This window comes from Buchnera aphidicola (Pterocomma populeum), from assembly GCF_049314985.1.
Taxonomy (GTDB): domain Bacteria; phylum Pseudomonadota; class Gammaproteobacteria; order Enterobacterales; family Enterobacteriaceae; genus Buchnera; species Buchnera aphidicola_BQ.
Genome location: NZ_CP186013.1, coordinates 376,386 through 397,490, shown reverse-complemented (window position 1 = coordinate 397,490; position 21,105 = coordinate 376,386). Strand labels below are relative to the sequence as shown.

At 24.0% G+C, this 21,105-nt stretch carries 16 protein-coding genes and 1 other RNA gene; 8 read left to right on the top strand and 9 right to left on the bottom strand.

Annotation, left to right across the window (positions count from 1 at the left end):
• Window positions 1-4: 4 nt before the first annotated feature.
• The 4 genes from aceE to truA form a co-directional block, all read right to left on the bottom strand.
• A complete protein-coding gene (gene aceE, locus ACOI1G_RS02010; RefSeq protein WP_422667148.1) occupies window positions 5-2,668 on the bottom strand; it encodes a pyruvate dehydrogenase (acetyl-transferring), homodimeric type in 2,664 nt (887 codons plus the stop codon).
• 144 nt (window positions 2,669-2,812) lie between these two features.
• Window positions 2,813-3,862 carry a GMP reductase gene (locus tag ACOI1G_RS02005; protein ID WP_422667147.1) on the bottom strand — a complete coding sequence of 350 codons (1,050 nt, stop codon included), beginning with the start codon at window positions 3,860-3,862 and terminating at the stop codon, window positions 2,813-2,815.
• A 386-nt stretch (window positions 3,863-4,248) separates the two neighbouring features.
• Window positions 4,249-6,918, bottom strand: coding sequence for a preprotein translocase subunit SecA (secA, locus tag ACOI1G_RS02000; protein WP_422667146.1), 2,670 nt, complete (start codon window positions 6,916-6,918; stop codon window positions 4,249-4,251).
• Window positions 6,919-7,574: 656 nt separating this feature from the next.
• The gene (gene truA, locus ACOI1G_RS01995) at window positions 7,575-8,330 is read right to left on the bottom strand and encodes a tRNA pseudouridine(38-40) synthase TruA (protein ID WP_422667145.1); all 756 of its coding nucleotides are present in this window, start codon (window positions 8,328-8,330) and stop codon (window positions 7,575-7,577) included.
• Window positions 8,331-8,639: 309 nt separating this feature from the next.
• On the opposite strand from truA, the gene dksA reads away from it, so the two are divergent.
• The 3 genes from dksA (at window position 8,640) to panC (ending at window position 10,888) form a co-directional block, all read left to right on the top strand.
• Window positions 8,640-9,095, top strand: a complete 456-nt coding sequence (gene dksA, locus ACOI1G_RS01990) for an RNA polymerase-binding protein DksA (protein ID WP_422667144.1) — start codon at window positions 8,640-8,642, stop codon at window positions 9,093-9,095.
• A gap of 150 nt (window positions 9,096-9,245) precedes the next feature.
• Entirely contained in the window at window positions 9,246-10,037 is a 792-nt protein-coding gene (panB, locus tag ACOI1G_RS01985; protein WP_422667143.1) for a 3-methyl-2-oxobutanoate hydroxymethyltransferase, read from the top strand.
• 35 nt (window positions 10,038-10,072) lie between these two features.
• A complete protein-coding gene (gene panC, locus ACOI1G_RS01980; protein WP_422667591.1) occupies window positions 10,073-10,888 on the top strand; it encodes a pantoate--beta-alanine ligase in 816 nt (271 codons plus the stop codon).
• Between the two features lie 10 nt (window positions 10,889-10,898).
• Here the strand turns inward: panC and hpt are convergent, their stop codons facing one another.
• The gene (hpt, locus tag ACOI1G_RS01975) at window positions 10,899-11,429 is read right to left on the bottom strand and encodes a hypoxanthine phosphoribosyltransferase (protein ID WP_422667142.1); all 531 of its coding nucleotides are present in this window, start codon (window positions 11,427-11,429) and stop codon (window positions 10,899-10,901) included.
• Window positions 11,430-11,947: 518 nt separating this feature from the next.
• On the opposite strand from hpt, the gene thrA reads away from it, so the two are divergent.
• The 3 genes from thrA to thrC are packed head-to-tail and all read left to right on the top strand — an operon-like array spanning window position 11,948 to window position 16,637.
• Window positions 11,948-14,395: a bifunctional aspartate kinase/homoserine dehydrogenase I gene (gene thrA / locus ACOI1G_RS01970; RefSeq protein ID WP_422667141.1), complete on the top strand. Its 2,448-nt coding sequence runs from the start codon at window positions 11,948-11,950 to the stop codon at window positions 14,393-14,395.
• 16 nt (window positions 14,396-14,411) lie between these two features.
• Complete coding sequence (gene thrB, locus ACOI1G_RS01965; RefSeq protein WP_422667140.1) at window positions 14,412-15,341, top strand: homoserine kinase; 930 nt, start codon at window positions 14,412-14,414, stop codon at window positions 15,339-15,341.
• A 3-nt stretch (window positions 15,342-15,344) separates the two neighbouring features.
• Entirely contained in the window at window positions 15,345-16,637 is a 1,293-nt protein-coding gene (thrC, locus tag ACOI1G_RS01960; RefSeq protein WP_422667139.1) for a threonine synthase, read from the top strand.
• A 79-nt stretch (window positions 16,638-16,716) separates the two neighbouring features.
• Here the strand turns inward: thrC and ychF are convergent, their stop codons facing one another.
• The 3 genes from ychF to ACOI1G_RS01945 all read right to left on the bottom strand — a co-directional run bounded on the left by ychF (window position 16,717) and on the right by ACOI1G_RS01945 (window position 19,186).
• Complete coding sequence (ychF, locus tag ACOI1G_RS01955; protein ID WP_422667138.1) at window positions 16,717-17,805, bottom strand: redox-regulated ATPase YchF; 1,089 nt, start codon at window positions 17,803-17,805, stop codon at window positions 16,717-16,719.
• Window positions 17,806-17,867: 62 nt separating this feature from the next.
• Complete coding sequence (pth, locus tag ACOI1G_RS01950; protein ID WP_422667590.1) at window positions 17,868-18,395, bottom strand: aminoacyl-tRNA hydrolase; 528 nt, start codon at window positions 18,393-18,395, stop codon at window positions 17,868-17,870.
• Window positions 18,396-18,574: 179 nt separating this feature from the next.
• Window positions 18,575-19,186 carry a Fe-Mn family superoxide dismutase gene (locus ACOI1G_RS01945; RefSeq protein ID WP_422667137.1) on the bottom strand — a complete coding sequence of 204 codons (612 nt, stop codon included), beginning with the start codon at window positions 19,184-19,186 and terminating at the stop codon, window positions 18,575-18,577.
• Window positions 19,187-19,478: 292 nt separating this feature from the next.
• Here ACOI1G_RS01945 and rnt point away from each other — a divergent pair, with 292 nt between their 5' ends.
• On the top strand, window positions 19,479-20,150 hold the full coding sequence (gene rnt / locus ACOI1G_RS01940) for a ribonuclease T (RefSeq protein WP_422667136.1): 672 nt from the start codon (window positions 19,479-19,481) through the stop codon (window positions 20,148-20,150).
• 119 nt (window positions 20,151-20,269) lie between these two features.
• Here the strand turns inward: rnt and grxD are convergent, their stop codons facing one another.
• Window positions 20,270-20,599, bottom strand: coding sequence for a Grx4 family monothiol glutaredoxin (grxD, locus tag ACOI1G_RS01935; protein ID WP_422667135.1), 330 nt, complete (start codon window positions 20,597-20,599; stop codon window positions 20,270-20,272).
• A 138-nt stretch (window positions 20,600-20,737) separates the two neighbouring features.
• Here grxD and ssrA point away from each other — a divergent pair.
• Window positions 20,738-21,101, top strand: a transfer-messenger RNA (tmRNA) gene (gene ssrA, locus ACOI1G_RS01930).
• Window positions 21,102-21,105 lie beyond the last annotated feature (4 nt).

The window sequence follows — 21,105 nt, the reverse complement described above, 5'->3', positions numbered from 1 at the left end:
CCTCTTATACTAAACGTGGATTAATTTTATCTGTATTAATATTAAATTTTATAATTGCTTTTTTTACTTCTATAAAATCAATATTATTCAATTTAGCTAATAGATTTAAAGCAGCAACAACAATATAATGAGAATTAATTTCAAAATGGTTACGTAAATTATCACGACTATCTGATCGACCAAATCCATCTGTACCTAAAACATAATATAAAGAAGATGGAATATAATTTCTTACCTGTTCAGCAAATAATGTCATATAATCAGTTGCTGCAACAGCAGGAGCAGAATTCATAATCTTTTTTATATATGCTATCTTTTTTTCTTGATCAGGATGCAACATATTCCAGCGCTCACAATCTGAACCATTACGAGCTAATTCTGTAAATGAAGTTACACTATATATATCTGTTGTAATATAATAATCTCTTAATAAAATTTCTGCAGCTTCACAAACACTGTTTAAAATAGCACCAGAACCCATTAATTGTACTTTTATTTCACTACCATATAACGTTTTTAATTTATATATACCTTGACAAATACCAATTTCTACTCCTTGAGGCATTTTCGGCATATGATAATTTTCATTTGTTGTAGTAATATAATAATATATGTTTTCCTGTAAAGAACCATACATTCGACGTAATCCATCTTGTATAATAACTGCTACTTCATATGCAAAAGCAGGATCATAAGATATACAATTAGGAACAGTTAATGACTGAATATGACTATGCCCATCTTCATGCTGTAATCCTTCACCATTTAAAGTAGTTCTACCTGAAGTACCCCCAATTAAAAAACCCCTTGCTTGCTGATCACCTGCAGCCCAAAATAAATCACCTACTCGTTGAAAACCAAACATTGAATAATAGATATAAAATGGAATCATTGGAAAATTGTTAGTACTATAAGAAGTAGCGGCAGATAACCAAGATGCAGTAGCTCCAAGTTCATTAATCCCTTCTTGTAATATTTGACCTTTTTTTTCTTCTTTATAATATGTTAATTGATCTCTGTCTTGCGGAATATATTTTTGACCAACAGAATTATAAATTCCTATTTTTCGAAATAATCCTTCCATACCAAAAGTACGAGCTTCATCTGCAATAATAGGCACTATTCTTTTTTTAATGGAATCATTTTTTAAAATAATATTTAAAACACGAATAAAAGCCATAGTTGTAGAAATATTTTTATTTTGTTTTTCTAATAATGATTGAAAATCAATTAAACTAGGTAAACTTAATGTAGTAGTAAATTTAGACAAACGATAGGGAATATATCCACCCAATTTTTTTCTTTTTTGATGTAAATAATTATATTCTTGAGAATTTTTATCAAAAGTAATATACGGTAAATCAGAAATATTATCATCACTTATAGGAATACGAAAACGATTACGAATATACATTATTCCATTAATATTAATTTTCTTAATTTGATGTGCAATATTTTTACCTTCAGCAATTTCTCCCATACCATATCCTTTTATAGTATGAGCTAAAATAACAGTTGGCTGCCCTTTTGTTTCTTTTGCTTTTTTTAAAGCATTAAAAATTTTTTGAAAATCATGCCCTCCTCTATTTAATTTCCATATTTCATCATCCGTCATATCTTCTACTAAATTAAGTGTTTCTACATATTTTCCAAAAAAATATTTACGTACGTATGCACCATTTTTTGATTTAAACGTTTGATAATCACCATCAACCGTTTCATTCATCAATTGAATTAACTTACCGCTTTTATCTTTTTTTAATAAAATATCCCATCGATTGCCCCATATAACTTTTATAACTCTCCATCCAGCACCATGAAAAAAACCTTCTAATTCATTAATAATTTTTCCATTTCCCATGACAGGACCATCTAATCTCTGTAAATTACAGTTAACTACAAAAATTAAATTATCTAATTTTTCACGAACAGCAATAGAGATAGCGCCTTTAGATTCTGGTTCATCCATTTCGCCATCACCTAAAAATGCATAAACAGTTTGATCTGAAGTATCTTTTAATTCTCGATTTTGCAAATATTTTAAAAATTTTGCCTGATAAATAGCACAAAGAGGACCTAAACCCATAGAAACAGTAGGAAATTGCCAAAAATTAGGCATTAATTTAGGATGAGGATAAGATGATAAACCTTTTCCATTCACTTCTTGACGAAAATTATTCATTTGCTCTTCAGATAATCGTTCTTCTAAAAAAGCTCTTGCATAAATACCTGGAGAAATATGACCTTGAAAATAAACTAAATCACCTCCATTTTTATTATTATAGGCACGAAAAAAATGATTAAAACACACTTCATATATAGTAGCCGATGACTGAAAAGAAGATAAATGGCCCCCTAATTCTAAATTTTTTTTTGATGCACGAAGAACCATCATAATAGCGTTCCATTGAATATAAGAACGAATTTTTTTTTCTATTTCTAAATCACCGGGATATTTAACTTCATCTTCACTGCAAATGCTGTTAATATAATCACTAATAAAAAAAGATTTAAAAAAATGTGTTTTTTTTATTCGAGATTTTTTTAATATCTGTTCAATTAAAAACTGTGCTCTTTCTATACCCTCTTCATAGATAACAGATTCAATTGCTTGTATCCAATCACTAGTTTCAATTGGATCCACGTCATTATATAATCGTTCTGACATGGTATAAATTCCTTATGTATTATTTTATATATTTTTAATAAAAAAATGATTTATTTTTATAAAAAATCAATAAAATTAAATATTTATAATATAATGAATTTTATTGATTTTTATTAAAATATATACAAATAACAAAAAATATTTTTAATAATTTGCATGATTAAATATACAATTTTCTTGTTCTGATACTCGTATAAAAGTTGTTCTTTTAGTTAATTCTTTTAGTCGAGAAGCTCCTACATAAGTACAAGCAGAGCGAAGTCCTCCTAAAATATCACGTATTGTATTTTCGATACTACCACGAAAAGGTATTTTGACTGTTTTTCCTTCTGACGCACGATATCCTGCTATACCCCCAACATATCTTTGCATAGCTGATTCAGAACTCATACCATAAAATAACATATATTTTTTTGATTTTATTTGAATAATCTGACCTAAACATTCATTATGACCAGCTAACATGCCACCTAACATAATAAAATCAGCTCCACCTCCAAATGCTTTTGCTAAATCACCCGATACTGAACATCCACCATCACTAATAATTTGCCCTCCAAGACCATGTGCTGCATCTGCACATTCAATAATTGCTGATAATTGAGGATAACCAACTCCTGTTTTAACACGTGTAGTACATACTGAACCAGGGCCAATACCTACTTTTACTATATCAGCACCTGATAATATAAGTTCTTCTACCATTTCTCCAGTTACAACATTACCAGCACAAATAATTTTATCTAAAAAATTTTCTCTAACTAATTTTAAAAAAGAAACAAAATACTCAGAATAACCATTAGCAACATCAATACAAATATATTTTAATTTAGTGGATAATGATAAAATTTTTTTTAATTTTATAAAATCTATATCAGATGTGCCAATCGATACTATTACATGATCTAATATTTTATCAGAAGAAATATTAATAAAATTTATCCAATCTTCAAGCGAATAATATTTATGTACTGCAGTTAATATATTAAAATTAGATAAAGATTTAACCATTTCAAATGTTCCTATAGTATCCATATTAGCCGCAATAATTGGAATACCAGACCATGTATTAAGAGAATATTTAAAAGAAAAATTACGTATAAGATCTACTTGAGAACGGCTTTTCAATGTAGAACGTTTTGGTCTAATTAAAACATCTTTAAAACCTAATTTAATATCTTCTTCAATCCGCATAAAAATATTACTCCCATCATATTAAAAATTTATCATCATATTAAATTCATATGTTACCATGTATAATATTTATAAAAATTTTTAATAATATATTCAAATAAAAAATTTATGACATTAGAATAATATATTTATAGTAATACCAATTATTTTAAATAGTAATTAAAATAAATATTAATATTTATAATTATCAAAAAAATAATACTTAAATCTATATAATATATCTAATATTAATATATTTTATATTAAAAATTTAAATTTAATATATATATTTTATGTTTGATTTTTAAAGGGAAGTGATAATATTAAAAATAATTTAACATGATAGAAATAAATTAATTCTTTCTTATGTAATAAATATTTTTAATAAATTACAATTTATTATATTATCATAAACGACCATGACAATATTTATATTTTTTTCCTGAACCACAAATGCATGTAGAATTTCTACTAATATGAATATTATTAGAAAAATCAATAGATTTTTTATCTGAATTATTTTTAACATTATATAAAGATGTTAAAAAATTTTTTTTTAAAAATAAATCTTTTTTTATCGCAGATAAATTAATTTTACTTAAAAAAGATATCACTTCATAATTTAATAATTCTAACATGTTTGAAAATAGATTAAAAGATTCTCTTTTATATTCTTGTTTTGGATCTTTTTGTGCATATCCACGTAAATGTATACCTTGTCTTAGATAATCTATAGCTGATAAATGTTCTTTCCATAAAGAATCTAATATTTGTAATAAAATAGATTTTTCTAATATTCTCATATTACCTTTACTGATCATACGTTCTTTTTGTTCATAATTATTTTTAGCAATAGAAATAATTTCTGCAATTATCATTTTTTTTTCAATAATAAGATTTTCTTTAAACCATTCTTTAAAAGATATTTTTAAATTAAAAAATCTATTTAATTCTTCTTCTAAAGATAATAAATTAAATGTTTTTTTTATAGAAAAAGATAGAATATGTTTATTAACAGTTTTTGTTAATACATCTTTAAACATAAAATTAATCATATTTTCAATATTAAATGTATCAATAATCTTATTTCGATATTTATAAATAGCATGTCGTTGTTCATTGGCAACATCATCATATTCTAATAACTGTTTACGAATTTCAAAATTTCTATTTTCCACTTTTTTTTGTGCATTTTCTATTGCTTTAGTAACCCATGGATGTTCAATAGCATGATTATAGGTTACACCTAGTTTTCGCATCATATTAATTACTTTATCAGATGCAAACATTCTCATTAAAGAATCTTCCATTGATAAATAAAATCGAGAAGAACCACTATCTCCCTGACGACCAGATCGACCTCTCAATTGGTTATCAATACGACGTGATTCATGACGTTCTGTTCCAATAATATGCAAACCGCCAACTGAAACAACGAAATCATGTTGTTTTTTCCATTTTTTTTTACTTTCTTCTATGCTTTTTGTATTATTATTTAAAACCGTATTATATTCATCCTCTAAACTACCACCAAGAACAATATCTGTTCCACGCCCTGCCATGTTAGTGGCAATAGTAACTGATCCAGGCTTACCTGCTTGAGAAATAATTTCAGCTTCTCTAGCATGAAATTTTGCATTCAAAACATTGTGTTTAATATTTAAATTCATCAGTTGTTTAGAAATAATTTCTGATTTTTCAATAGAAACTGTTCCTACTAAAACAGGTTGATTTTTAGAAATACAACACTGAATATCCTGTATAATAGAATTAATTTTCTCTGCTTCAGTAATATAAACTAAATCAGACATATCTTTTCGTATCATAGGTTTATTTGTTGGTATAATAATAGTATCGAGATTATAAATGTTGCTAAATTCAAAAGATTCTGTTGCTGCTGTACCAGTCATACCAGCTATTTTTTTATATAAACGAAAATAATTTTGCAATGTGATTGAAGCTAATGTTTGATTTTCACCTTGAATAGTAACTCTCTCTTTTGCCTCTATTGATTGATGAAGACCATCTGACCATCTACGACCAGGCATAGTACGTCCTGTATGTTCATCTACAATAATTACACTATGGTCTTTTATAATATAATCGACATCTCTCGTAAATAATTTATGAGCACGTAAAGCAGATATAATATGATGCATTAATGTTATATTATTTAATGAATATAAAGATTCTCCTTTTTGAATTAATTTTTTATCTGATAATATTTTTTCAATGGAAATTAAACCTCTTTCAGTTAAATGTACTTGTTTTGATTTTTCATCAATAAAAAAATGACCATTTCCCTGAAAACAATCAGAATCTTCTTTATCTTGAGCAATTAAAAAAGGAACAATTTCATTAATTTTTTCATATAATTCAGAATGATCTTCAGAAGGCCCTGAAATTATTAAAGGTGTACGAGCTTCATCTATTAAAATTGAATCCACTTCATCTACTAATGCATAATTAAGGGTACGTTGTACTCTGTCTTCAGGAGAAAAAACCATGTTATCTCTTAAATAATCAAAACCGTATTCATTATTTGTACCATAAGTAATATCAGATAAATAAGCTTTTCTTTTATCAGATGTAGACATATCAGTTACATTTAAACCTACTGTTAAACCTAAAAATTCGAATAAAGGAGTATTTTTTTTTGCATCACGCTGTGCTAGATAATCATTCATAGTAACTATGTGTACGCCTTGTTGACTTAATGCGTTTAAATATGCAGGTAAAGTAGATGTTAAAGTTTTTCCTTCTCCTGTACGCATTTCAGCTATACATGATTTATTTAATACAATACCTCCTAATATTTGTACATCAAAATGTCGCATGTTAAAAACACGTTTACTTGCTTCTCTTACTGTAGCAAAAGATTCTGGTAATAAACTATCTAATGTTTCACCTTTATCTAATCGCATACGCAATAAATCTGTATTTTGACGTAATTTTATATCAGAAAATTTTTCAAAAATTTTTTCTAATTTATTAATGACATCTACTATATTTTTCATTTTTTTTAAAATACGATCATTACGATTACCAAATATTTTAGTTAAAAATTTAATTAACATACTATTTTTCCATATTTACATTTATTACTATCATATAAAAAATAATACTACTTTTTTATTATATAACTAATTTATATAATCAATTGATTATCTAAAATATTATTTAATAACATTATCTTGGAAACAATAATTAAAATATTTTTAAAAATATATTTTTTATTGTTAATATTAAAATATAAAAATTATTAAAATACTATGACATTAATAAAAATTAATAACATAATTTTTATTATAATTTATTTAAGTAATAAAAATATATTATAATTATAAAGTACTAAATAATAAAAACTAATTTTTTATACTAAAATATAAAAAAACATTCTTTATATTTAAAGTAGTTAACTAATCTGTAAATTAATACATTTATAATCAATATTTTTTTATTGTCAATAAAATTAGTTCATTCATATCTTATATCTATAATTACTATACATAACGTAATTTTAATATAAATCTATCTGATATAAATAATAATATTTAAAAAATTTTATTTTTTATAACAAAGATATTTTTAAGAAATTTTCATACTAATGTTACCATATGAATATATTCTATAAAGTATGATGATCAATATAGATAAATACCCATACTAAAAAAAATTAATATAATTTGTTAAAATATATTTATATTTTATACAAATTTTAATATTTTTAAAATTATGGTAAACCAAAAAAAATAGGATATTTTACAGATACTAAATATAAACCTTTAGCCACTGCAGTTGGCCCGGCTAAATTTCTATTTTTTGCATATAATAATTTTTTTATCCAATTTTCTTTTTTATTTAATAATCCAATCTCAATTAAAGATCCAGCAATATTGCGAACCATATGATGTAAAAATGAATTAGCTGTAATATCAATCATGACCCAACTATGCAAACACGATACTCTTAACTGAATAATTGTTCTATAAGAAGAATTAGATTGACAATTTATGGATTTAAATGATGAAAAATCGTGCTCTCCCAATAAATATTGAGATGCAGAATGCATTTTATATACATCTAATTTTTGATGCACATGATAACAACCATGGTGAAAAATAGAAGTTCGAAAATTATAATTATATATTATATAACGATAAGAGCGTTCAATAGCACTATAACGAGCATGAAAATCTAATGGAACTTCTTTAACCCATTTTATAGATATATTTTTAGATAAATAACGATTTACTCCTATAGTCCAAGCAGATTCTTTACGAATAGACTGAGTATCAAAATGTATTACCTGTCCTATACTATGAACACCAGTATCAGTACGTCCTGCACAAATAACATTGACTTTATGATCTGCAATAATTGATAAAGCATTTTCAATTTCTTCTTGAATACTATAAACTTCTTTTTGTAATTGCCACCCATGATATCCACTACCATTATATTCTATACCTAACGCAAATCTCTTCATAATTATTATTTTAAACCATATCAAAATATTTTTATTTATTAATAATAAAAATAATTAAAAATTAATTTATTAAAAAATCATTTGTTTCAAATCATTTTTTATGTGAAAATTTAAAAATTAAAATTAATATTAAAATATTTATAAAAATTTATATTATATTTATTTAATAAATAATATGTCATGTTAATATATTATTTATCAGAATATATTAATCTGTTAAAAATCTTAATAAATTAAAAAAATCAAAAATAAATATATAATATTTAAAAATATTTTATATTAAATAAACATATTTTATGGAAAAAAACTATGGAAAAAGAAAAAAAGAAAAAAAAATCTTCCTTAAACTTTCTATCTATTTCAGGTATTAAAGCATATCAAAAAAAAATAGATGAACAATATATGAATCAAAATCAAATATTACATTTTAAAAAAATCTTAACACAATGGAAAAATCAACTAAAAAATGAAATGAATCATACTCTACTTCATATACAAGAAAAATCAACTAATTTTCCAGACCCTATTGATAGAGCTACACAAGAAGAAGAATTTAATTTAGAATTACGAAATCGTGACCGAGGAAGAAAAACGATAAAAAAAATTGACATGACTTTAAAAAAAATTGAAGAAAAAGATTTCGGATACTGTGATTCTTGTGGAATTGAAATTGGAATTCGTCGATTAGAAGCAAGACCAACTGCCAATCTTTGTATCGACTGTAAAACACTAGCAGAAATTCGTGAAAAACAAATGAATGGTTAAAATAAACCAAGGATATTCTATTATTCTGATTAAATTATTCTAAGTATCCAGAAAAAAATATTTTTTAATATTTAAATAATTATTTTTATATTTATAAAAAATAATTTTATCATACTATAAACATATAAAAAATAATAATATTAGGTAAAAATGGAAGAAACTACAATTTCTACATTAAAACAGTGGAAAAAAAATAAAAATAAATTTGCAGTCATCACTGCTTACGATTTTAGTTTTGCAAAATTGTTTTATAATCAAGGCATTTCAATAATGCTTATCGGTGATTCTTTAGGAATGACCATTCAAGGAAATAATTCAACAATACCAGTACAAGTAAAAGATATTGTATATCATACAAAAGCTGTTCGAAAAGGCGCTCCAAAAGCATTTTTATTATCTGATTTACCTTTTTTATCATATTATAACATTTCAAAAGCAATTGAAAATACAAAAAAAATTATACAAGCCGGAGCTAATATGATAAAAATAGAAGGAGGTAAAAAAATACTTAATATTGTTCAGGAACTATCTAATCAATCAATTTTAGTATGTGGACATATTGGTTTAACGCCACAATCTGTTGATTTTTTAGGTGGATATAAAATTCAAGGAAAAAATAAAGATGATGCCATGCAATTAATAGAAGAGGCTTTACTATTAGAAAAGGCTGGTATAAAAATGATTGTTTTAGAATGCATTCCTTCAAAATTAGCTAAAAAAATTACTGAAAAATTATCTATTCCTGTTATTGGAATCGGATCTGGTAAAAATACTGATGGACAAATATTGGTTATGCAAGATGTACTAGGTATAACAGAAGAAAATATTCCAAGATTTTCAAAAAATTTTTTTAATAAAGATAATAGTATTCAAAAAGCAATTCAACAATACATTATAGAAGTTAAATATGGTCTATATCCTACTCAAAAACATAGTTTTTAAAAAAATGTATATTTTAAAAAAAAAAATTATTTCAAATCATTAAATATTTAAAAAAAGAAAACAAAAGCATAGGATTAATACCTACTATGGGAAATTTACATGACGGACATATATCTCTGGTTATGTTAGCTAAAAAATATGTAGATGTTATTATAGTCAGCATTTTTATTAATCCTATTCAATTTGAAAATAAATTAGACTTTCAAAAATATCCTATTACTCTTAAGAAAGACTACCAAAAATTAAAAGATTGTAAAGTCGATATTATTTTTTCTCCCCATATAGAAGAAATGTATCCTAATATAGAAAAAAATAAAATATTCATTGAAATTCCAAAATTATCAAATATTTTAGAAGGTCATTTTAGACCAGGTCATTTTCAAGGAGTTTCTATAATCATATGCAAGTTATTTAATATAATTCAACCAAATTTTGCTTTTTTTGGAGAAAAAGATTATCAGCAATTATTAATTATAAAATCAATTGTTCAAGAATTAAATTATATGATTAAAATTGTTAGTGCTCCTACAGTTCGTTTAAAAAATGGACTTGCTTTGAGTTCTAGAAATAATTATTTAAATTCTGAAGAAATAAAAATAGCGCCTTATTTATACAAAATTATTCAAAAAACATCCGAAAAAATTATACAGGAAAAAAATCAAAATACTCAGAATATTATAAATAAATCAAAAATCGAATTAATTAATAAAGGTTTTCGCATTGATATTTTTAACATATATAATGCTAATACACTACAGAATATATCGAAAAAAAATAAAAAAGTCATTATTTTAGCATCTGTATGGTTAGGAACAACACGTTTAATAGATAACAAAAAATTTTTTTTATAAAATATTATTTTTATTCAAATATCATTTTACCAATATATGGTAAATAACGATAACATTGTGCATAATCTACACCATATCCTACAATAAATTCATCAGGAATAGAAAAACCAATAAAATCTACAGAAATATTTACTTCTCGACATTTTGGTTTATCTAATAATGTACAAATTGATAAAGATTTAGGTTGTCTTAGTTTTAAAATTTCTAATACTTTACTTAATGTTTTTCCAGAATCAATAATATCTTCAATAATTAAAACATTTTTATTATAAATATCTTCATCTAAATCTTTAATAATTTTCACATCACCACTAGATAATATTCCCTGACCATAGCTTGAAATTGTCATAAAATCAACTTCATGCGCTATCTTAATACAACGACACAAATCAGCTACAAATACAAAAGAACCTCTTAATAAAGCAATTAAAATAATTTTATTTTTACTATTTTTATATCTTTTGGTTATTTCTTTTCCTAGATCATTAACACGAATATCAATATCTTTTTGAGAAATCATAATTTTAATAGTATGTTTCATAATGTTCACTAGAATTTTAATATAAATTTTTATGTTATTACAATATAATTACAATGCATAGACTAATTAAAAAATAATATTCATTTTTAATAAATTAAAGACAAAATATTTACTTATTTTATATTCTATGAAAAAATAATATTTTTTTAATGTATAGAAGTGTAAATTAATAAAAATCATTTAAATATTTTATAATTAAAAATTATATAAATACTCATTATAAAAATTTTTTCTTTAATCAAAATTAACATACTAAATTTATGTTAATATTAATACCATAAAATACTAAAATTATATTGAATAAAAAAAATATATTATAAAAAATACTGTTTTTATTTTAATATTATGTATTTTCAATATCTTTGTAAAAAATTCATTAATATTTATTGATAACCTCTACATTATAATAATTATTCTTATTATTAAAACAAATTATGATATAGAAAATATCTCTAATAAAAATAACTCGCTCGTACCAAATGCGAGTTTTTTTATGAAAAAAATTAAGGAAGTAAAATATGAAATTATTAAAATTTGGCGGAACTTCATTAGCTAATGCAGAAAAATTTTTATGTGTTGCTGATATTATAGAAAAAAATATTAAAAATGCAAAAATTGCAGTAGTACTATCAGCACCAGCTAAAATTACAAATTATTTAGTAGAAACTATTGAAACAATTATTCAACACCATCAAAAATTAGAAGATATTAATCTTTCTGAAAATATTTTTTTTGAACTGGTGCAAAATATAAAAAAAATGCAGCCTAATTTTTGTAATAAATCTATAAATGAATTAATAAAAAAAGAATTTGATAAATTAAGAAAAATGATGCATGGAATAATATTATTAAAACAATGTCCAGATAATATTCGCGCAATTTTGATATCTCGAGGAGAAATACTTTCAGTTTTTATTATGAAAAATATATTAGAAGCAAGAAAACATCAAGTTACTGTTATTAATCCTGTTAAAAATCTTATATCTATAGGTCATTATTTAGACTCTACAGTAAATATACCTAAATCAAAAAAACTTATTAGTCAAATTAATTTAAATAATACTGATGTTATTCTAATGGCTGGTTTTATTGCTGGAAATGAAAAAAAAGAATTAGTTGTATTAGGACGAAATGGTTCCGATTATTCAGCAGCAATATTAGCTGCTTGTTTAAATGCAAGTTGTTGTGAGATTTGGACTGATGTTGATGGAGTATTTACATGTGATCCAAGAGAGGTTTCAAATTCTTATTTATTAGAATCTCTCTCATATGAAGAAGCAATGGAATTATCTTATTTTGGAGCAAAAGTATTACATCCACGCACTATTGAACCAATTTCTCAATTTAAAATTCCATGTATTATAAAAAATACTAATAATCTTAATTCATTAGGTACTTTAATTTGTGAAAAAAATAATCTTACAAAAAATTTCTTAAAAGGTGTTACACATCTTGATAATATTGCTATGTTTGTAATATCTGGATTAGCAATGAAAAATATGCTTAATATAAATGCACGCATATTTACTGCAATATCACAAAAAAATATTAATATTATAATAATAACTCAATCTTCTTCTGAAAATACTATTAATTTTTGTATTTTAGAAAATTGTATTGATCAAGTTAAATCTGCATTAACAGAAGAATTTCGACTTGAACTAAAAGAAAATATTTTAAACCCTATTCATATAATATCAAAATTATCTATTTTATCTATTGTTGGATCTAATATTTTTTTAAAACCTAATATTGCTTCTAAAATTTTTTATACTTTAGGTTCTGCAAATATTAATGTGATAGCAATTGCACAAGGATCATCAAAACATTCTATTTCATTAGTATTAAATAAAAAAAATATTCTTAATGCAGTTAAAATCATTCATGACACAATGTTTTCTAATAAAAAAATTATAACTGTATTTTTAATAGGAATTGGAGGAGTGGGTAAAACATTAATAAAACAAATATTTGAACAAAAACATTTTTTATATAAAAAAAATATAGATATTAAAATCTGTCTAATTGCCAATTCTAAAAAAATGATCATGTCAAAAAATGGTATTAATCTTTCTATATGGGAAAATGATTTTAAAAAATCAAAAGAAGAATTTAATTTAGATAAACTAATATCCTTAACAAAAAAACATCATTTTTTAAATCCTGCTATTGTGGATTGTACTTCTGATCAATTACTATCTGAACAATATATAACATTTTTTAAAAATGGTTTTCACATAATTACATCAAATAAAAAAGCTAATACTAATACATTTCAATACTACCAAAAAATACAAAAAACAGTATCAAAAACAAATAAAAAATTTTTTTATGAAACTAATGTAGGAGCAGGTTTACCAATTATATCCACACTAAAAAATCTCTTGAATACAGGTGATTCTATAACATGTTGTAAAGGCATATTATCTGGTTCATTATCTTTTATTTTTGGAAAATTAGAAAAAGGAGTTACATTTTCACAATCTATTAAAGAAGCCCAAGAATTAGGTTTTACAGAGCCAAATCCTCTAGATGATTTATCTGGTATAGATGTAGCTAGAAAAATATTAATTATAGCACGTGAAATGGGATATCATAAAGAATTAAAAGATATTGAAATTACACCATTATTACCAGAACATTTTTATAAATATAAAGATAAAAATAAATTTTTATCTAAAATACAAGAATTAGATTTATATTTTTTAGAACAAACAAAAAAAGCAAAAAAACTAGGAAAAGTATTACGTTTTGTAGGAAAAATAGATAATAAAGGAAAATGTCAAGTTAAAATAGAAAAGATTAGTATTCATGACCCTCTATACAAAGTGAAAAATGGAGAAAATGTATTAGCATTTTATACTAAATATTATCATCCTCTTCCTCTAGTATTAAAAGGATATGGAGCAGGAAATAATGTTACTGCTTCTGGAATATTCTCTAATTTACTACATACGTTATCATAAACTTCAGGAAATAGTAATGATAAAAATTTATGCACCAGCTTCTATTGGTAATGTGGGAGTTGGATTTGATATTTTAGGTGCTGCTATTATACCTATAAATGGTAGTTTATTAGGTGACTGTGTTACAGTAACATTATCAAAAGAATTTAAATTGTTTAATGAAGGAATATTTTCTGAAAAATTACCTAAAAATACACAACAGAATATTGTATGGAAATGTTGGTTAAAATTTTGTCAAATCATGAATAAAACAATTCCAGTTTCTATTGTACTCAAAAAAAATATGCCTATTGGTTCTGGATTGGGATCTAGTGCATGTTCAGTAGTTGCAACTTTAGTAGCATTAAATGAATTATATAATAAACCATTAAATTCAAAAGAACTACTTCTTTTAATGGGAGAAGTAGAAGGTGAAATATCAGGAAGTATACATTATGATAATGTTGCTCCATCTTATTTAGGTGGATTGCAATTAATATTAGAAGATCATGAAAATATTAGCCAAAAAATACCAAGTTTTAAAAATTGGTTTTGGATTATAGCATGGCCAGGAATTAAAATATCTACTGCAGAAGCAAGAAAAATATTACCCAAAAAATATCCACAACAAACCTGTATTAAAAATAGTCGTTATCTATCTGGATTTATTCATGCATCATATACTCAACAACCTTATTTAGCAGCACGATTAATGAAGGATGTTATGGCAGAACCATATCGTTCTAAATTATTACCAAATTTTTTTAAAACAAAATTAGAATTAAAAAAAATAGGCGCTCTTAGTTCTGGTATATCTGGCTCAGGACCCACTATTTTTGCAATATCTGATAATTTAAAAATTGCACAAAAAATATCTTTATGGTTAAACGATAATTATTTACAAAATAATACAGGATTTGTACATATCTGTTCTTTAGATTTAAAAGGTGCACGCCAAATAGGATAAAATATGAAACTTTATAATTTAAAAGATCATAACGAAACAGTAAATTTTACAAACGCTGTTAAATTAGGATTAGGACGGCAACAAGGATTATTTTTTCCAGTACATTTACCAGTAATTGATAATGATGAATTATCAAAAATACTAAATATGGATTTTATTACACGCAGCACTGAAATACTATCTTATTTTATTGATAATGAAATATCTAAAGAAAAATTATATAACAGTATTAAAAAAGCATTTTCATTTTCATATCCAATACAAGTACCAATTACAGATAATATTGGATGTTTAGAACTATTTCATGGACCAACACTAGCATTTAAAGATTTTGGAGCTCGATTTATGGCTCAAATGATATTATCGTTGAATAAAGATAATGAATTTTTTACTATATTAACTGCAACATCTGGAGATACTGGCGCTGCAGTAGCCCATGCATTTTATGGAATGAAAAATGTAAGAGTTATCATTTTATATCCAAAGGGAAAAATTAGTGAATTACAAGAAAAATTATTTTGTACTTTAGGAAAAAATATAAAAACAATATCTATCAATGGTAGTTTTGATGACTGTCAGAAGTTAGTAAAAGAAGCTTTTGATGATAAAAAATTGAAAAAATTAATTGGATTAAATTCTGCAAACTCTATAAATATTAGTCGTTTATTAGCTCAAATATGCTATTATTTTGAAGCATTTTCTTTAATACCACCAGAATATCAAAGAAAAAAATTAGTTATCTCTGTACCATGTGGTAATTTTGGAAATTTAACTGCTGGTTTGCTAGCTAAATCATTAGGATTACCAATAAAATATTTTATAGCATGTACGAATGCAAATGATACAGTACCTCGATTTCTTCAAAATGGAATATGGAATCCAAAAAATACTATATCAACTATTTCTAATGCTATGGATATTAGTCAACCAAATAATTGGACTCGAGTTGAAGAACTATTTAAAAGAAAAAAATGGAATATCAAAGAACTAAGATTTGGAAGTGTATCAGATGATGATACTATTACAACATTAAAAGAATTATTAACATTAGGTTATGTATCCGAACCTCATGCTGCTATTGCTTATAAATTGTTAAAAAATAAATTACAATCAGATGAATTTGGCTTATTTTTAGGTACTGCACATCCTGCAAAATTTAAGAATACCATAGAAAAAATATTAAAAAACAAAATTACTTTACCAGATTCACTAAAAAATAGAATTAATTTACCATTATTATCTTATAATATAAATCCTGATTTTAAAAAATTAAAACAAATTTTATTAGAAATATAAAAAAGATAGAGAGGACAAAATACTCTCCTCTCTAAAAATATTTATATATTTTAAAGTATATTATATTCTAATCAAATAATTAGACATTAAATAAAAAATGAATAATATCACCATCTTGAACAAAATAATTTTTTCCTTCTGTTCTACATTTTCCTAATTCTCTAATTTTTAATTCATTTTTATATTTTATAAAATCTATATATGAAATAATTTGTGCACGAATAAATCCTTTTTTAAAATCACTATGTATTTTTTCAGCTGCTTGTACACTAGTGCTTCCTTTTGGAATAGACCAAGCATGAATTTCTTTAGGACCTACAGTAAAAAAAGTTATTAAATTTAATAATTGATAACCTGCCATAATGATATCATTTAATCCTACATGTGATATGTTTAATTCTTTCATAAAATATTTTTTTTCATCATTATTCATCGTAGATAAATCTAGTTCTAAATTAGCAAAAATAGGAATAACCATAGTATTATCTTCTTTTGCTATTTTTTTTAATTCGTTTAATAAAACAAAAGAATTTTTTTCTTCATTAATATTAGCAACATATATTGTAGGCTTTATAGTTAATAAACGTAAAAAAATAATTTTTTCTTTTTCTTCTTTATTTAAAGATAAATTTCTAATCATTAAACCGTTATTTAAATGATTTATACATTTTTTTAAAACTAATAACGTATTTTGTATATCTTTATTATTAACTTTATATTTTTTCTTTAATTGTGATATATATTTTTCACAAGTATCTAAATCAGATAAAATAAGTTCAGTATTAATAACATCTATATCATTTAATGGTGTCACTTTATTATGTATATGAACAATATCATTATCTTGAAAACAACGTACAACATGTATTATAGCATTAGTATCTCTTATATTACTTAGAAATTGATTGCCTAAACCTTCTCCTTTTGATGCACCTGAAACTAAACCAGCAATATCTACAAATTCTATATATGCATGTACTACTTTTTTAGGATTCACAATTTTTACAAGATTATCTACACGTTTATCTAAAACCGGTACTATACCGATATTAGGTTTAATTGTACAAAATGGAAAATTTGCAATTACAGCATTACCTTTAGTTAAAGCATTAAATAAAGTTGACTTTCCAACATTAGGTAAACCTATAATACCGCATTTAAAACTCATATTATTTATACCCTTAAAAGAAAATTATATATTATTTAAAAATATTTTTTCTATTGCTTTTATTATGAGTTTATTAAAATAAAAGTTTGACGTATTGCATAAATAATTCCCTGTTTAAGCAATATGTTTTCATGATCGTGAGGTTTAGATAATACAAAAGAAGCAATTTCACTCTTTTTATCCGGACGACCAATTCCTATTCTTAATCGGTAAAAATTAATATTTTTTTTAAAAATATTAATTATATTTCTAATGCCATTATGTCCACTATGTCCATAACTATATTTTATTTTAACTATTCCAGGTAAAAGATCTAAATCATCGTGTACTATTAAAATTTGACTTAAATCAATATCATAAAAAGAAGCCATTTTATATACTGAATATCCATTAATATTCATAAATACATTAGGTAATAGTAATCGAATTAATTGTCCATTAACCATAATAGAAGAAGTAAAACCTAAAAATTTTTTGTTTTCTATTAAAGATAAAAAATTATTTTTTATAAATGATTTAATATACCAATCACCCATATTATGACGTGTATTGTTATATTGTGCTGATGGATTAGCTAATCCTACGATCATCTTAATTTTATTCAAATAGTATCCTTGTACTAATTTTTTAATATATTTAATGATATAGAAATTATTTAATAATACAAAACATATAATATTTCTACTATATGTTTTGTATTAGATGATAAATATTTTATATATAAGAATTATATTGATATAAAATATATTACAATTTAATATAAAAAAAATTATTTTTGTAAACGATCAGAAGCTTCTTCCCAATTTACTACATTCCAAAATGATCTAACATAATCTAATCGTCTATTTTCATATTTTAAATAATATGCATGTTCCCATACATCTAAACATAAAATAGGAGTTCCATAAGTACCAGATATTTCTATACCCATTAAAGGATTATCTTGATTTTTTGTAGATACTATCGATAAATTATTATTTTGTTTTACTAACCAAATCCAACCAGAACCAACGTGATTTAAAGATGCTTCTTCAAATTTTTGTTTAAAAATTTCAATACTTCCAAATTGTTTTTCAATTTCTTTTTTTAAATCACCTGTTAGTAATGTATTAGTTTTCAATCCTTTCCAAAATAAAATATGATTAATATGACCTCCTGCATTATTTTGTAAAGCAATTTTATTATCTAATATAATTTCGCTAAAAATTGATATTAATTCTTCAATAGATAATGAAGAAAAAGTAGTATTTTCTAAAATAGTATTAGTATTATTCACATAATTTTGATGATGTTTTGTATGATGAATACGCATTGTTCTTTCATCATAAAAAGGTTCTAAAGCATTATATGAATATGGTAAAGGAGGTAAAAAATAACTCATTATATTATCCTAATTAAAAGTGTATGAATAATCGTTATATAAAATCAATAAAAATATTTAATAATTAATTAAATTATTAATTTACGCTTAAAAATTTATATAAATTATAGTATAATTACAAAATATACAAAATATAATATATCAATTTTTTATTTAACGATTATATATAAATTTGAAATATTTTTGTAATATATTAATCAATAAAAAAATTAATAATATTCAATACTAAATATAATCAAAATATTAATGATTAACATTAATATTAAGTATTTGTAAAAAAAATGAGATTTTGATGTCTATAACTCAAGAATTCAATTTATTAAGAAAACGATTTCGCACATTTTATCCTGTTGTAATTGATATTGAAACAGCAGGATTTAATCCACTAACTGACGCAGTGTTAGAAATTGCTGTTATTACATTACAAATGGACAAATTAGGATGGTTACATAAAGAAAAAACATTACATTTTCATATTCAACCATTTGAAGGATCTAATATTAATTCTGAATCTATTGCTTTTAATAAAATCGATCCATTTAATCCATTACGTGGCGCGATAAGTGAAAAAAAAGCTATCGAATCTATATTTAAAATTGTTAATCAAGGTATACAATTACAAGGATGTAGCCGGGGCATTGTAGTAGCACATAATGCTCATTTTGATCATAATTTTTTAATGGCTGCTATTCACAGAGTAAATATTCAAAAAAACCCTTTCCATCCATTTGCTACATTTGATACAGCAGCATTAAGCGGATTAGTAGTTGGACAAACGGTATTAGCTAAAGCGTGTAAAGCAATCGGTTTATCATTTGATAATAATCAAGCACATTCTGCATTATATGACACTTTACAGACTGCTAATTTATTTTGTGAATTAGTAAATCGATGGAAACGTTTAGGTGGATGGCCGATTAGCGAACATAAAAAAAATAAATTACAATGTCCAATCAAAACATAATTTATCTTTAATATCTTTAAATGTTTAATAAAAAAAATATGACATTAAAAATAAAGATCTATTAATATAAATCCTGCATTTAATGTCATATCAATATTATAAATATAAAAATAATATTTTTATTCTATTTTTTTATCTTTTATAGTATTTAAAATCATTTTTTTCAGTTGTCCACTTTCTAACATATCCAATATAATACTACAACCTCCAACTAATTCACCATTTATCCATAATTGCGGAAATGTTGGCCAGTTAGAATATTTAGGTAATTCATGTCGTATATCAGGATGTTTTAAAATATCAATATAAGCAAACTTTTCTCCACATTTTGATAATGCTTGGACTGCCTGCGCTGAAAATCCACAACTTGGAGAATTGGGTTCGCCTTTCATATAGAGAAGGATAGGATTTTCTTTAATTTGAAATTCTATTTTTTGAATAATATTCATATCAAAAACCCATATATTATATTAATGTAAAATGAAAATATTAATGATTATATCAATTAATTTATATAAAATAATCTATAATAGTAAAAAAAATAATTTATAGACAATTTTATTTTTTTTTGTAATAATATTTATATAGGGGCTGTTTTTGGATTTGACAAAATTATCAAAAAATACAGTGCATGCCGAGGAACGGTTTGCCTCGATAAAAAGCCGTAAAACAATATCTGCAAATAATAAACAACAATACGCTTTAGCAGCTTAAAAAACTGAATAAAGCCCTTCCTTCTCAGCCTCCTCTCTTAGGACGAGAAAAAAGGAAGGTCAAAAAAAGAGAAAACGTATTTACTAAGCTTGACGGTAAAACGAAAAATTTTTCAAGCTATGAGTTTAAAATGAGTTTTTCCAAATTAAACCCAGAAATATATTTTGAAAAACTAAGCATGTAGTACTTTGTTCCTAGAAATTTTGGACGCGGGTTCAAATCCCGCCAGCTCCAATTATTT

Excerpts from the sequence above, each read along its gene's own strand:
- truA (WP_422667145.1), bottom strand. The coding sequence starts at position 8,330 with ATGAAGAGATTTGCGTTAGGTATAGAATATAATGGTAGTGGATATCAT.
- rnt (WP_422667136.1), top strand. The coding sequence starts at position 19,479 with ATGTCTATAACTCAAGAATTCAATTTATTAAGAAAACGATTTCGCACA.
- ychF (WP_422667138.1), bottom strand. The coding sequence starts at position 17,805 with ATGAGTTTTAAATGCGGTATTATAGGTTTACCTAATGTTGGAAAGTCA.
- thrA (WP_422667141.1), top strand. The coding sequence starts at position 11,948 with ATGAAATTATTAAAATTTGGCGGAACTTCATTAGCTAATGCAGAAAAA.
- ACOI1G_RS02005 (WP_422667147.1), bottom strand. The coding sequence starts at position 3,862 with ATGCGGATTGAAGAAGATATTAAATTAGGTTTTAAAGATGTTTTAATT.
- thrB (WP_422667140.1), top strand. The coding sequence starts at position 14,412 with ATGATAAAAATTTATGCACCAGCTTCTATTGGTAATGTGGGAGTTGGA.
- hpt (WP_422667142.1), bottom strand. The coding sequence starts at position 11,429 with ATGAAACATACTATTAAAATTATGATTTCTCAAAAAGATATTGATATT.
- dksA (WP_422667144.1), top strand. The coding sequence starts at position 8,640 with ATGGAAAAAGAAAAAAAGAAAAAAAAATCTTCCTTAAACTTTCTATCT.
- panB (WP_422667143.1), top strand. The coding sequence starts at position 9,246 with ATGGAAGAAACTACAATTTCTACATTAAAACAGTGGAAAAAAAATAAA.
- grxD (WP_422667135.1), bottom strand. The coding sequence starts at position 20,599 with ATGAATATTATTCAAAAAATAGAATTTCAAATTAAAGAAAATCCTATC.
- thrC (WP_422667139.1), top strand. The coding sequence starts at position 15,345 with ATGAAACTTTATAATTTAAAAGATCATAACGAAACAGTAAATTTTACA.
- ACOI1G_RS01945 (WP_422667137.1), bottom strand. The coding sequence starts at position 19,186 with ATGAGTTATTTTTTACCTCCTTTACCATATTCATATAATGCTTTAGAA.
- aceE (WP_422667148.1), bottom strand. The coding sequence starts at position 2,668 with ATGTCAGAACGATTATATAATGACGTGGATCCAATTGAAACTAGTGAT.
- secA (WP_422667146.1), bottom strand. The coding sequence starts at position 6,918 with ATGTTAATTAAATTTTTAACTAAAATATTTGGTAATCGTAATGATCGT.
- pth (WP_422667590.1), bottom strand. The coding sequence starts at position 18,395 with ATGATCGTAGGATTAGCTAATCCATCAGCACAATATAACAATACACGT.